Consider the following 13,169-nt stretch of genomic DNA (forward strand, 5'->3'; position numbering starts at 1 on the left):
GTTATTTCCTCGGGTCGAAGGCATCGCGAGCAGCCTCGCCGATAAACACCAACAGGGTCAGCATCAGGCCCAGCACGGCAAAGGCGCTGATGCCAAGCCACGGCGCCTGGGTGTTGGATTTACCCTGCGCCACCAGTTCACCCAGCGACGGCGAGCCGGCCGGCAGGCCGAAGCCGAGAAAGTCCAGCGCGGTCAGCGTACCGATGGCGCCAGTGAGAATGAACGGCATAAACGTCATGGTGGAAATCATCGCGTTGGGCAGAATGTGGCGGAACATGATGCCGCCGTTTTCCATGCCCAGCGCCCGCGCGGCGCGCACGTATTCCAGGTTACGGCCACGCAGGAACTCGGCGCGCACCACGTCCACCAGGGTCATCCACGAGAACAGCAGCATGATGCCCAGCAGCCACCAGAAGTTGGGCTGCACAAAGCTGGCAAGAATGATCAGCAGATACAGCACCGGCAGCCCCGACCACACTTCCAGAAAACGCTGGCCGAGCAGGTCGACCCAACCGCCATAGAAGCCTTGCAACGCGCCGGTGATCACGCCGATCACCGAGCTGAAAATGGTCAGCGTCAGGGCGAACAACACGGAAATACGGAAGCCGTAAATCACCCGCGCCAGCACGTCGCGGCCCTGGTCATCGGTGCCCAGCAGGTTGTCCGCTGAGGGCGGCGCGGGGGCCGGCACTTTCAGGTCGTAGTTGATGGTGGAGTAGCTGAACGGAATCGGTGGCCACAGCGTCCAGCCGCCTTTTTCGGCGATCAGTTCGCGGATGTACGGGCTCTTGTAGTTCGCTTCCAGCGGAAATTCGCCGCCAAACGTGGTTTCCGGATAGCGCTTGAATACCGGGAAATACCAGCCGCCGTCGTAATGCACCACCAGCGGTTTGTCGTTGGCGATTAGCTCGGCGCCCAGGCTTGCCACGAACAGCACAAGAAACAGCCACAGCGACCACCAGCCGCGCTTGTGCGCTTTCAGGCGTTCGAAGCGGCGACGGTTGAGGGGTGACATTTTCAATGCAGTGCCCATGCTCAACCCTCCCGATTCGCGAAGTCGATGCGCGGATCGACCAAGGTGTAAGTGATGTCGCCGATCAACTTCACCACCAGGCCTAGCAAGGTGAAGATAAACAGCGTGCCGAAGACGATGGGGTAGTCGCGGTTGATCGCCGCCTCAAAACTCATCAAGCCCAGGCCGTCGAGGGAGAAGATCACTTCGATCATCAGCGAGCCCGTGAAAAAGATGCTGATAAAGGCGGCAGGAAAGCCGGCGATGATCAGCAGCATGGCGTTGCGAAATACATGGCCGTACAGAATCGCGTTGTTGGTCAGGCCCTTGGCCCGCGCGGTGACCACGTACTGTTTGTTGATCTCGTCGAGAAAGCTGTTTTTGGTCAGGAAGGTGAGGGTGGCGAAGTTACCGATCACCAGCGCCATGACCGGCAGCACCAAGTGCCAGAAGTAGTCGAGAATTTTCCCGCCCATGCTCATCTGGTCGAAGTTATTCGACGTCAGCCCGCGCAGGGGAAACCAGTCGTAATAGCTGCCGCCGGCAAACAGCACGATCAGCAGAATGGCAAACAGAAACGCCGGAATCGCATAGCCGACGATGATCGCCGAGCTGGTCCACACGTCAAAGGTGCTGCCGTTGCGCATGGCTTTGGCGATGCCCAGCGGAATGGACACCAAGTACATGATCAGTGTGCTCCATAACCCGAGGGAAATGGACACCGGCATTTTCTCCACGATCAGGTCGACCACCTTGGCGTCGCGGAAGAAGCTGTTGCCGAAATCGAGCTGCGCATAGCTTTTGAGCATCAGCCAGAAACGCTCCGGCGCTGATTTGTCGAAGCCGTACATTTTCTCGATTTCTTTCACCAGCTCCGGGTCCAAACCTTGCGCGCCCCGGTAGTTGGAGCCGGCCACCGACACTTCGGCGCCGCCGCCGGAGATGCGGCTGGTGGCACCTTCGAAGCCTTCCAGCTTGGCGATCATCTGCTCTACCGGCCCGCCCGGTGCGGCTTGGATGATGATGAAGTTGAGCAGCAAGATGCCCAGCAACGTCGGAATAATCAGCAGCAGGCGCCGCAGAATGTAGGCAAGCATTTATTGGGAATCCTGTGGGGCCGCTTCGGGCGGCGCGGCATCGGTGGTGGCCGGCGCTGCCGCTGGGGAGGTGCCCTCGGCGGTCTCGCGGGTTTGCCACCAGGTCATCAGGCCAAAATCATATTTCGGCGTGATGGCGGGCCGGCCGAATTTGTTCCAGCGGGCGATGCGCCAGGTGTCGATATAGTAGTTGGGAATCACATAGTTGCCCCACAGCAGCACGCGGTCGAGGGCGCGTGCGTGCGTGATCAGGCTTTGGCGCGAGTCGGAGCGAATCAGGCCGTCGACCAACTCGTCGATGGCCGGGTCGCGCAGGCCGATGAAGTTGCGGCTGCCGGGGCTGTCGGCGCTGCTGGAATGCCAATACTCGCGCTGTTCGTTGCCCGGCGAGTTGGACTGGCCCCAGGTGGCGTTGGTCATGTCGAAATCACGCGAGCGCAGGCGGTTGACGAACTGTGAGGCGTCGACACGGCGGATCTGCATGTCGATGCCCAACTCGGCCAGGTTGCGCATAAACGGCAGCAGAATGCGCTCCATGTTCAGTTGGTACAGCATGAACTCGAAGGCCAGCGGCTTGCCGTCGGGGCCGACCATTTTGTCGTTTTCAATCTTGTAGCCGGCATCCAACAGCAGCTTGTAGGCCTTGCGCTTTTGCTCGCGAATCATGCCGTCGCCCGACGACACGGGCGGGCGGAACACCTCGGTGAACACTTGGTCGGGCACTTTGCCGCGCAGCGGTTCGAGCAGTTTCAGCTCGGCCGCATCGGGCAGCTCGTGGGCGGCCATGTCGGAGTTTTCGAAGTAGCTGCTGTTGCGCTTGTAGGAGCTGAAGAACAACTGCTTGTTCGACCATTCGAAATCGAACAACAAGCTGATGGCTTCGCGAACGCGCGGGTCCTGGAATTTCGGCCGGCGGATGTTGAAAGCAAACGACTGCATGCCCACCGAGTTGTGGTTGGGCAGGGCTTCTTTAACGATGCGGCCATCGCGCAGGGCCGGGCAGTCATAGCCGGTGGCCCAGTCTTTGGCGGAGTACTCAAGGTTGAAGTCGAATTGGCCGGCCTTGAACGCCTCCAGCGCTACCGACATGTCGCGGTAGTAGTCGATCTGCACGGTGTCGAAGTTGTAGTAGCCGCGCGTTACGGGCAGGTCTTTGGCCCACCAGTTGGGGTTGCGTTCGTAGCGGATGCTGCTGCCCGGCGATACCTGGGTAATGCGATACGGGCCGCTGCCCAGCGGCACTTCCAGGTTGGCTTTGTTGAAGTCACGGGTCGCCCACCAATGTTTCGGCAGAATTTGCAGTTGGCCGATGATCAACGGCAGCTCGCGGTTGCCGGCGTGCTTGAAGTTAAAGCGCACGGTCAGCGGCGTTTCGGCCACCACGGTGTCGACGTCCGCGTAGTAGTTGCGGTACATCGGGTCGCCGTTTTTCAGCAGGGTGTTGAAGGTGAAAATCACGTCGTCTGCGGTGACGGGCGTGCCGTCGTTAAAGCGCGCCTTCGGGTTGATAAAGAAGCGCACGTAACTGTCGTCGGCGGCCTTCTCGATTTTCTCGGCGATCAACCCGTACTCGGTGAACGGCTCGTCGGGGGAATGGTAGGTGAGGCTGTCGTAGAGCAAGCCCAGTTGATCGGCCGATACGCCTTTGGGAATGAACGGGTTGAGGCTGTCGAAGCCGCCGTTGCCGGCAAGGCGCAGGGTGCCGCCTTTGGGGGCGTCGGGGTTTACGTAGTCGAAGTGTTTGAAGTTGGCGGGGTATTTGGGTGCTTCGTCGTACAGGGTAATGGCATGTTGCGGCGCCGCTGCGGCTGTCAGGCATAGACCGGCGAGCAGAGCGCCGCTGCCAACGCGCAGCACGGTGCGCAAAAACAAAGTCATAAAGCCTTCTCCGTGGGCTTCAGCCACCAGGCGCGCAACCCGAGGGTGTAAGGCGGCGTGGTGACGGAGGCGAACCGGTTGCGGTACGCCAGGCGGTGGTAGTTGAGGTACCAGTTGGGAATCATGTAGTGCTGCGACAGCAGCACGCGGTCCAGGGCGCGGGTGGCGGCCACCTGTTCATCGCGGGTTTGGGCTGCCAGCAGGCTTTCGAGCAAGCTGTCGACCACCGGGCTGCGAACGCCCGCGTAGTTTTTGCTGCCTTTGACGCTGGCCTGGCTGGAGTGAAAGTACTGCCATTGTTCGAGGCCGGGACTGAGGTTTTGCTGCAGCGTCATCAGAATCATGTCGAAGTCGAATTGGTCCAGCCGCTGTTTATATTGCGCCCGGTCGACGGTGCGCAAGTTTGCCTGTACGCCAATGCTGGCGAGGTTTTCCACATACGGCTGGAGAATGCGCTCAAGGTTGGGGTTGACCAGCAGCAGCTCGAAGCGCAGCGGTTCGCCCTTGGCATTTTGCAGACGCTGGCCGTTGAGCTTCCAGCCGGCGTCGGCCAGTAGACCCAGCGCGCGCCTGAGGGTTTCCCGCGGAATGCCGCCGCCCTGGGTTTTCGGCACCGCGAACGGTTCGGTAAACAAGCGGGCGGGCAATTGCTCGCGGAACGGTGACAGCAGCAGCCACTCGCGGCCTTCGGGCTTACCGGTAGCGCTGAACTCGCTGTTGGGGAAATAGCTGCTGGCGCGGGTGTAGGAATCGTTGAAGAGGGTGCGATTGGTCCACTCGAAATCGAGCATCAGGCCCATGGCTTCACGCACCTTTTCATCGGCAAAGGTCGTGCGCCGGCTGTTCATGAACAGCCCCTGGGTCTGCGTGGGAATTTGATGGGGAATTTGCGCGCGGATCACGTCACCGCGTTTAACGGCCGGGAAGCGGTAACCGTTGGCCCAGTTTTTAGCCTGATGCTCGATATAAAAATCGAATTCGCCGGCCTTGAAGGCTTCGAAGGCAACATCGCTGTCACGGTAGAACTCGACCTCCATGCGGTCGAAGTTGTACTTGCCACGGTTCACCGGCAAATCAGCGCCCCACCAGTCTTTTACGCGCTCGAACACCAGGCTGCGGCCAGGCGTGATCTCGGTGATTCGGTACGGGCCGCTGGTTACCGGGGCGTCGAAGGTGGTGGCTTTGAAGTCGCGGTCTTTCCAGTAATGCTGCGGCAAAATAGGCAGCTCGCCGAGGCGCAGAATCAACAGTGGGTTGCCGGCGCGCTTGAGCACGAAGCGAATGCGGTGGCGATTGAGGATATCGACCCGCGCCACTTCCTGCAGGTTGGTGCGGTATTGCGGATGACCTTGCTTGAGCAGCGTGCGGTAGGAAAACGCCACGTCGAAGGCGGTGACCGGTTTGCCGTCGTTGAAGCGCGCTTCAGGGCGCAAGTTGAACACCACCCAGCTGCGGTCCTCGGGGTATTCCACCGACTTGGCAATCAACCCATAACTGGACGCCGGCTCATCGCCGGAAGGGTCGTACTGGCCGGTGCCGGCCATCAGCGGTTCGTTTAATTCGCCAATGCCATATTGGGCAAAGTTGGGAGTAGACGAAGGGCTGCTACCTTTAAATGTATAAGGGTTTAGAGTGTCGAAGGTGCCAAATGCCATCACTCGAATCGTGCCGCCTTTGGGCGCGTCTGGGTTAACCCAATCGAAGTGAGTGAAACTGGCGGGATATTTGAGTGTGCCGAATTGCGCATACCCATGGCTTTCGCTGATGGAGGCGAAAGCGGGAACGCACAGAGCCAGACTCAAGAGTAGCGAAAGGAGGCAACGCATCAGGCTAGGTGGTCCGTTCCGTAGCGGCATTGAGCTTCGTGGCCGTACAGTAACAGCTTGTATCCGCTGGAAAAAGAGAAAGCCCAGAGGCCGGTTTCAGAGGCTAATGGCGACAATGAAAGAATGTTCCGCGAGGTTTTCATCTTGGCAACACGCACCCATGGATTGCAGTCATGGATCGATCGTTTGAATCAAGCCGAGTTACCGGCATTGGCCGCCGTAGTGCAGGACTTGCACCGCCTGGCCCAGGCAGAAAAATCGTCGGTGCAGCAATTGGCCGATGTGTTGCTGCGCGACGCGTCGTTAACCTCCAAAGTGCTGCGCGTCGGCAATAGCGTTTACTACAACCCCGCCCAGGAACAGATTCGGACCATTTCGCGCGCCATTGTGCTGATTGGTTTCGACAACGTGCGGTTGATTGGTTTGTCTGTCAGCCTGATTGACGGCTTGCTGGGGCGCGCTTCCAGCGAGCAACTGCACGAACTGCTGGCCCGCTCGTTTCACGCCGCCGTGCAAGCCCGCAACATGGCCGGTTACGTGCTGACCAAGCACCAGGAAGAAGTGTTTATTGCCGCGTTGCTCTACCACCTCGGCGCACTGGCGTTCTGGGGCTGCGGCGGTGAGCAAGCCGATGAATTGGGCGCCGCCTTGGCGCGTCCGGGCGTCAACGAAGACGAAGTAGTGCGCGAAGTGCTGGGCACCAGTTTTCGGCAATTGACCCAAGGCCTGGTGAAAAGCTGGAACCTCGGCGAAATTGCCAGCCTGGCGCACAACACCAGCAACCATAACGACCCCGCCGCGTTCGCCGTGCACCTGGGCGCGCGCATCAGCGAAGCGGCGCTGGAAGGCTGGGATTCGCCGGAAATGGAAGGCCTCATCGAGCAGATGGCGAACTTTATCGGCGTGACGCCGCAAGAAGCGCTGCAACAAGTGCTCGACAGTGCCGACGAAGCGGTAAAAGTGGCGGCGACGTTTGGCGCCAGTTCCTTGTGCCGGCTGATTCCCTCCACCGACCCGGAGCTAATCCGCACCCAACAGGAACAGCGCAAGGCGCGGCTGCTGCAACCCAACCTGCTGATCTTGCAACAGGCGCTGCAAGACCTCGGCATGATGGTCTCCAAACGCGCCGACGTGGGCCTGATTCTCGATACACTGTTCAAAGGCCTGCACCAAGGCGCTGGCCTGGAACGCGTGATGCTGGCGGTATTGGCCGACGAGCAGACACGCTTTAAAGCCAAGCGCGCGGTGGGCGAAAAGACTGAACGCTGGCTCAGCGACTTCGTCTTGCCCGCCGAACAGGCCGAACAGCCGCACATTTTCAGCTACGTGCTGCGTCACCGCGAAGCGCTGTGGATGGGCGTGCCGGCCAGCTACAACCTCAACGAACTGGTCACCCAACCGATTCGCCAATGGCTCGGCCAAGGCATGTTCTTCATCGCCCCGTTGCTGGCCGGCAATCGGCAAATCGGCGTGCTCTACGCCGACAGCCGCATATCCGGTCGGGCGCTGAAGCATGAACAGTTTGTGGCGTTTCAGCGCTTCACCCAGTTGACCGGGCGGTGTCTGGAGGCGTTGACCAAGAAGTGAGGTTTGCGCCGTGGGGTCGAATGTAGAACGTTCGCGAACCCACGCCGATCAAGATCGAGCGAGCTAGAAGAGGCAAGGCAAAAAAAGACTTTGAAGCGCAGTGGGCTGTTGCCCATGAGCATTCAAAGTCTTTTTTTAACGCAGCCACGCCGACGCGCAGCCGATCGGTTAGTTACGAAAGGAAACCGCCGTCGACGTTGAGCGCCACACCCGTGGTGTAGCTGGAAGCATCGCTAGCCAAATACAAAACAGTGCCCGCCATCTCGCTCGGATCTGCCACTCGCTTGAGCGGAATCTGTTGCAGCGCGGTATTCAAAATGGCGTCGTTCTTAACCAGCGCCGAGGCGAATTTGGTGTCGGTCAGGCCCGGCAGCAGGGCGTTGCAGCGAATGCCGAATTGCGCGCATTCCTTGGCGAACACTTTGGTCATGTTGATCACGGCGGCCTTGGTCACCGAGTAGATGCCCTGGAACACGCCCGGCGATACGCCGTTGATCGAGGCCACGTTGATGATGCTGCCTTTGCCTTTTTCACGCATCAGCTTGCCGGCTTCGATGGACATGAAGAAGTAGCCGCGAATGTTCACGTCCACGGTTTTCTGGAAGGCCGACAGGTCGGTGTCCAGCACGTTGCAGAACTGCGGGTTGGTGGCGGCGTTGTTGACCAGAATGTCCAGTTGGCCGAACTGCTCGCGAATCTGGGCGAACACGTTCTGAATCTGTTCCATCTCGCCAATGTGGCAGGCGATGGCGGTGGCTTTGCCGCCGTCGGCAATGATGGCGTCGGCCACGGCCTGGCAGCCTTCGATTTTGCGGCTCGAAACGATCACGTGCGCGCCTTGCTGGGCCAGCAATTTGGCGATGGACTCACCGATGCCGCGGCTGGCGCCGGACACGAAAGCGACTTTGCCGTCGAGGTCGAACAGAGTGGTCTTGGACATGGGGTTCCCCTGATTGCGGGTTTTTATAAGCGTCGGGTTAGCGACGACCAGGTGGCTGAACCCGCCGCCAGCCGAGAGCCGGGCGGCGGGTTGCGCATGATTACAGCGTGGACTTGTTGATGACCTGCAGGCTCGCTTGCTCCAGCAGCTTGTTCAGTTGAATGAACGAGGCGAAGCGTTTGTCCTGGGTTTGGCCATGGAAGTAGCGGTAGTAAATCTGCTGCACGATGCCGGCTAGACGGAACAGGCCATAGGTGTAGTAGAAGTCGAGGTTCTTCACTTCAACGCCGGCGCGCTCGCCGTAGTAATCGGCGAATTCCTGGCGGGTAAACATGCCCGGCGCATGGCTCGGTTGGCGACGCATCATTTGCATCGGCGCCGGGTCGGCTGCATCGATCCAGTAGGCGAGGGTGTTGCCCAGGTCCATCAGCGGGTCGCCGATGGTGGTCAGTTCCCAGTCCAGCACGCCGATGATTTGCGTCGGGTTGCTGGGGTCGAGAATCACGTTGTCCAGGCGGTAGTCGTTGTGCACGATCGCCGGCTTGTGGTGGTCGGCGGGCATCTTCTCGCGCAGCCAGGCTTTGGCCACGTCCCAGGTCGGCGCGTCGGGGGTCATGGCTTTTTCGTAACGGTCGGTCCAGCCGCCAATCTGCCGCTCTACGTAGCCTTCCGGTTTGCCCAGATCGCCGAGGCCGCAGGCGTTGTAGTCGACGTTGTGCAGTTCGACGAACTTGTCGACGAAGTTCTTGCACAGCTCGCGGGTTTGCTCGGGGCTGAAATTCAGCTCAGGCGGCATGTCGGTGCGCAGGATGATGCCGTTGACGCGTTCCATCACGTAGAACTCGGCGCCGATCACGCTCTCATCGGTGCAGTGCACGTAGGCTTTCGGGCAGTACGGGAAGCCGTCGTTGAGCTGGTTGAGAATGCGGAATTCGCGGCCCATGTCGTGGGCCGATTTGGCTTTGTGGCCAAACGGCGGACGGCGCAGCACAAATTCCTGATTCGGGTATTCGAGCAAGTAGGTGAGGTTCGAGGCGCCGCCGGGGAATTGGCTGATTACCGGCGTGCCAGTCAGACCTGGAATGTGCGCCTTCAAGTACGGGTCGATAACGGCGGCGTCGAGTTCTTCGCCATTACGGATTCGGGTGGACTGGTCGGTAAGCGCCATACTTATCCCTTCTACTTATAATGAGGGCCTTAGATTATTGGCTAATCTAATGCCGTGCCGCAGGCCTCACAAGCCGCGCGGGCCCTTATTGGTGAGCGTGTTTTTGCATAATCATCCGGCCTGATTGCCGGCTACAACCCACGCCACAGACAGCGCGCAGACGAAAAAAAACCGGAGTCCAAAGACTCCGGTTTGTCATCTAGCGTAGACGCTAAATCGCCTTAAACCGGGAACAGTTCGCCCAGTTTCATGGCCAGCATCATGTCGCCTTCAGCGCGCAGTTTGCCGCCCATGAACGCCTGCATGCCGTCGGTTTCACCGGAGGTGATGCCGGCCAGGGTTTCGGTGTTCATGATCAGGGTGACGTTGGCGTTCGGCGCGGTGCCTTCGGTCAGGTCGCAGGTGCCGTCTTTCACGGTCAGGTAGAAGTCTTCGCCGTCTTCGATTTTGAAACCGAATACCAGGTCCAGGCCGGCAGCAGCGGAAGCGTTGAATTTGGACTGCATGGTTTTTGCGATGTCAGCAACTGTGGTCATGATTCGATCCTTTATAGTTTTCTTGGGTTACGCGCGGCCTTGCGGGCCACAGTAGTCCGGAACTCAGCGGAAAGTGATGAGTTCCGGCGCCTTCAACAGCTCTAAATGCGCGTGACTGTTGAAGGAAGCCAGTGCCACCTCGCGACCGCGGAACTTGAAGCGGTTGAGCGAGGTGTTGACGATTTGCCAGTTCAGCTCGAAAGCTTGCGCTGCCGGTATTGCAGTAATGAGATGCAGCATGGCGGTAATGGTGCCGCCTGATGTGAATACGGCGACGCTGTCTTTGCTCGACGCACGTTCGAGAATCCGCGCCAGACCGCCTTCCACTTGTTCAACGAATTCCTTCCAACTTTGCAGGCCCGGTTTGGGATGGTCGCCGGAAATCCAGCGGCCGATCAGCAGGGCGAACAGGCGCTGAAACTCGCCACGGTTTTGTGCCGCGTTGCGCAGGGTTTCAAGGGCGTGGGGTTCTTCGGGAAGCAGGTCGGGGAGCAGCGCGCGAATCACGGCGTCGGCGTCGAACTCGTTGAAGGCTTCATCGGTTTCCAGCTCTGGCGTGGCAATGCCAGCGGCCTGAAGTTGGGCGAGGGCCGATTTGCCGGTGTGCTGCTGACGCAGAAGACTGCCGGCCAGGCAACGATCGAAGCGGACGTCGAGCTGCGCCAGGTGCCGGCCGAGAATTTCGGCTTGCTGCACACCGCGCTCGGACAGCACGTCGTAATCGTCGGCGCCAAAGGAAGCCTGGCCATGGCGAATCATATAAATGCTGCCCACGTGAGCGTCATCCCGCTACGGTGAAAGTTTCGCGAGGGTATGAGGATAGGGTGGGCCTGTCAACGAAAAAACATACGCTTGTTTGAATCGCTATCACAGCGCTCTATGGCGTAAGCGAGACGCACGAACCGGTAACAAACGGCCGCTTTGCGCGGCTGGTCGGGCCAGGGTTGCGTCGGTATGCTTGAGCCCGTACTCGCCGCCCGATGCCGGGCGCTTATCAGGTTTATCGAGGAAAAACGCGTGGAGTTTCTAGCCGATTACGCTGGCTTTCTGGCCAAGACGTTCACCGTGGTGGTGGCCATTGTGGTGGTGCTGCTGACCATCGCCGCGCTGCGTGGAAAAGGCCGTAAACGTAGCGGGCAATTGGAGGTCCATAAACTTAACGACTTCTATAAAGCGCTGCACGAGCGTCTGCAAGGCTCGATCGTGAGCAAGGACCAACTGAAGGTTCTGCACAAGGCTCAGGCCAAGGCCGACAAACTGGCGAAGAAAAACCCCGAGGCGAAACCGCGTGTTTACGTGCTGGATTTCGATGGCGACATCAAAGCCTCCGCCACCGACGCGCTGCGCCACGAAGTGACCGCATTGCTTACTCTGGCCACAGCCAAAGACGAAGTGGTGCTGCGCCTGGAGAGCGGCGGCGGAATGGTCCACAGTTATGGTCTGGCATCGTCGCAACTGGCGCGCATCCGTCAGGCCGGCGTGCCGCTGACGGTATGCGTAGACAAAGTCGCCGCTAGCGGCGGCTACATGATGGCGTGCATCGGCGAGAAAATTATCTCCGCGCCGTTCGCCATTCTGGGTTCGATTGGCGTGGTGGCGCAGTTGCCCAACGTGCACCGCTTGCTGAAGAAACACGACGTTGATTTTGAAGTGCTCACCGCTGGCGAATACAAACGCACGCTGACGGTATTTGGCGAGAACACCGAGAAGGGTCGCGAGAAATTCCAGCAAGACCTGGAAATTACCCACGAGCTGTTCAAAGACTTCGTCGCCAGCTACCGCCCGCAGTTGCAGATGGACGAAATCGCCACGGGCGAGGTTTGGCTGGGCCAGGCCGCGCTGGGCAAAAAACTGGTGGATGAGCTGATGACCAGCGATGAATACATCGCCACCAAAGCGAAAACCGCCGACGTGTACCACTTGCATTACGCGCACAAGAAAAGCCTGCCGGAGCGGGTCGGTCTGGCAGCGAGCCTGTCGGTTGACCGCCTGTTGTTGACTTGGCTGAGCCGCTTGCAACAGCAACGCTTCTGGTAACTCACCGGTCCGGCACCGCGTCGCGCGTTCAATAACAAGAGCTAACGCAGGAGAGCGATATGAGTAAGTTCAACGCACTACAAGTCAGTGAAGTGGCTGGCGTGTTCGAGCCGCAGGTGATTGAGCGAGACACCGCGGACCTTCCAGCCGGCGAGTTGCTGATTCGTGTGCATTACTCGTCGCTCAACTACAAAGACGCGCTGTCGGCCAGCGGCAACCGTGGCGTCACCCGTAACTTCCCGCACACGCCGGGCATCGACGCCGCTGGCGTGGTGGAGGAATCCAGCGTTGGCGAGTTTTCCGTTGGCGATGAAGTGATCGTCACCGGCTACGACCTGGGCATGAACACCGCCGGCGGCTTCGGCCAGTACATTCGCATTCCAGCGGCGTGGGCGATCAAGCGTCCGCAGGGTTTGTCGCTGCGTGAATCCATGGTGCTCGGCACTGCTGGCCTGACCGCCGCGCTGTGCGTCGACAAACTCGAACAAGCCGGCCTGCGCCCGGACAGCGGCACGGTGCTGGTCACCGGCGCTACGGGCGGCGTCGGCAGCATTGCCGTGGTGCTGCTCAAGCGCTTGGGCTACACCGTGGCGGCATCCACCGGTAAAGCGGAGCAGGCGGCGTTTCTGCAAGGCTTGGGCGCTAGCCAGATTGTCAGCCGGGAAGACCTGCAAGCCGGCGCCGACAAAGCCATGCTCAAAGAGCAATGGGCCGGCGCGGTGGATACCGTGGGCGGCGACATCCTTTTCAACGTAGTCAAAGCCCTGCAATACGGCGGCAGCGTCGCCTGCTGCGGTTTGACCGCTGGCGTTGGCTTCAAGGGCAGCGTAATGCCGTTCATTCTGCGCGGCGTGAACCTGCTGGGCGTCGATTCGGTCGAGCTGCCGATGGTGGTCAAAGCCTCAATGTGGGATCGCCTGTCGCTGCAGTGGAAACTCGACCTCGAACCGCTGGTGGAAGAGGTGAACCTGCAGCAGTTGCCCGCCGCTTTGCAGCGCATTCTGGCCGGGAAAATGGTCGGTCGCGTGCTGCTCAATCTCGGCTAAGCGCCACTCTGGGAGGCGAGTGCAACGCTCGCTTCCCGCTAC

At 59.8% G+C, this 13,169-nt stretch carries 11 protein-coding genes; 3 read left to right on the top strand and 8 right to left on the bottom strand.

All coding sequences use genetic code 11. The features are described 5' to 3' along the window. Position 1 precedes the first annotated feature (1 nt). From AC0IW7_RS21730 to AC0IW7_RS21745, 4 genes are read right to left on the bottom strand one after another with little or no spacing between them, the layout of a single operon-like run. Positions 2 to 1,021: an ABC transporter permease gene (locus tag AC0IW7_RS21730; protein ID WP_471820874.1), complete on the bottom strand. Its 1,020-nt coding sequence runs from the start codon at positions 1,019 to 1,021 to the stop codon at positions 2 to 4. Between the two features lie 14 nt (positions 1,022 to 1,035). Beyond that, complete coding sequence (locus AC0IW7_RS21735) at positions 1,036 to 2,109, bottom strand: microcin C ABC transporter permease YejB (RefSeq protein ID WP_122497807.1); 1,074 nt, start codon at positions 2,107 to 2,109, stop codon at positions 1,036 to 1,038. After that, positions 2,110 to 3,987: an extracellular solute-binding protein gene (locus AC0IW7_RS21740; protein WP_471820774.1), complete on the bottom strand. Its 1,878-nt coding sequence runs from the start codon at positions 3,985 to 3,987 to the stop codon at positions 2,110 to 2,112. Then, the gene (locus AC0IW7_RS21745; protein ID WP_471820776.1) at positions 3,984 to 5,813 is read right to left on the bottom strand and encodes an extracellular solute-binding protein; all 1,830 of its coding nucleotides are present in this window, start codon (positions 5,811 to 5,813) and stop codon (positions 3,984 to 3,986) included. Before AC0IW7_RS21745 ends, AC0IW7_RS21740 begins: the two co-directional genes overlap by 4 nt. Before the next feature lie 165 nt (positions 5,814 to 5,978). On the opposite strand from AC0IW7_RS21745, the gene AC0IW7_RS21750 reads away from it, so the two are divergent. After that, positions 5,979 to 7,400, top strand: coding sequence for an HDOD domain-containing protein (locus AC0IW7_RS21750; protein ID WP_471820876.1), 1,422 nt, complete (start codon positions 5,979 to 5,981; stop codon positions 7,398 to 7,400). 172 nt (positions 7,401 to 7,572) lie between these two features. Here the strand turns inward: AC0IW7_RS21750 and AC0IW7_RS21755 are convergent, their stop codons facing one another. The 4 genes from AC0IW7_RS21755 to AC0IW7_RS21770 form a co-directional block, all read right to left on the bottom strand. Then, entirely contained in the window at positions 7,573 to 8,340 is a 768-nt protein-coding gene (locus AC0IW7_RS21755; protein ID WP_122497811.1) for an SDR family oxidoreductase, read from the bottom strand. A 100-nt stretch (positions 8,341 to 8,440) separates the two neighbouring features. Next, complete coding sequence (locus AC0IW7_RS21760; RefSeq protein WP_471820778.1) at positions 8,441 to 9,508, bottom strand: phosphotransferase family protein; 1,068 nt, start codon at positions 9,506 to 9,508, stop codon at positions 8,441 to 8,443. 221 nt (positions 9,509 to 9,729) lie between these two features. Further along, positions 9,730 to 10,044: an SCP2 sterol-binding domain-containing protein gene (locus AC0IW7_RS21765; protein WP_122453347.1), complete on the bottom strand. Its 315-nt coding sequence runs from the start codon at positions 10,042 to 10,044 to the stop codon at positions 9,730 to 9,732. 63 nt (positions 10,045 to 10,107) lie between these two features. Then, on the bottom strand, positions 10,108 to 10,818 hold the full coding sequence (locus AC0IW7_RS21770) for a histidine phosphatase family protein (protein ID WP_471820779.1): 711 nt from the start codon (positions 10,816 to 10,818) through the stop codon (positions 10,108 to 10,110). Positions 10,819 to 11,061: 243 nt separating this feature from the next. Between AC0IW7_RS21770 and sohB the strand changes: the two genes are divergently transcribed. Both sohB and AC0IW7_RS21780 read left to right on the top strand, forming a co-directional pair. After that, positions 11,062 to 12,081, top strand: a complete 1,020-nt coding sequence (gene sohB, locus AC0IW7_RS21775) for a protease SohB (protein WP_471820781.1) — start codon at positions 11,062 to 11,064, stop codon at positions 12,079 to 12,081. 59 nt (positions 12,082 to 12,140) lie between these two features. Further along, on the top strand, positions 12,141 to 13,127 hold the full coding sequence (locus AC0IW7_RS21780; protein ID WP_471820782.1) for a YhdH/YhfP family quinone oxidoreductase: 987 nt from the start codon (positions 12,141 to 12,143) through the stop codon (positions 13,125 to 13,127). Positions 13,128 to 13,169: the final 42 nt, after the last annotated feature.

Source organism: Pseudomonas sp. AC229 (genome assembly GCF_979254655.1).

Excerpts from the sequence above, each read along its gene's own strand:
- AC0IW7_RS21745 (WP_471820776.1), bottom strand. The coding sequence starts at position 5,813 with ATGCGTTGCCTCCTTTCGCTACTCTTGAGTCTGGCTCTGTGCGTTCCC.
- AC0IW7_RS21780 (WP_471820782.1), top strand. The coding sequence starts at position 12,141 with ATGAGTAAGTTCAACGCACTACAAGTCAGTGAAGTGGCTGGCGTGTTC.
- AC0IW7_RS21755 (WP_122497811.1), bottom strand. The coding sequence starts at position 8,340 with ATGTCCAAGACCACTCTGTTCGACCTCGACGGCAAAGTCGCTTTCGTG.
- AC0IW7_RS21765 (WP_122453347.1), bottom strand. The coding sequence starts at position 10,044 with ATGACCACAGTTGCTGACATCGCAAAAACCATGCAGTCCAAATTCAAC.
- AC0IW7_RS21740 (WP_471820774.1), bottom strand. The coding sequence starts at position 3,987 with ATGACTTTGTTTTTGCGCACCGTGCTGCGCGTTGGCAGCGGCGCTCTG.
- AC0IW7_RS21760 (WP_471820778.1), bottom strand. The coding sequence starts at position 9,508 with ATGGCGCTTACCGACCAGTCCACCCGAATCCGTAATGGCGAAGAACTC.
- AC0IW7_RS21735 (WP_122497807.1), bottom strand. The coding sequence starts at position 2,109 with ATGCTTGCCTACATTCTGCGGCGCCTGCTGCTGATTATTCCGACGTTG.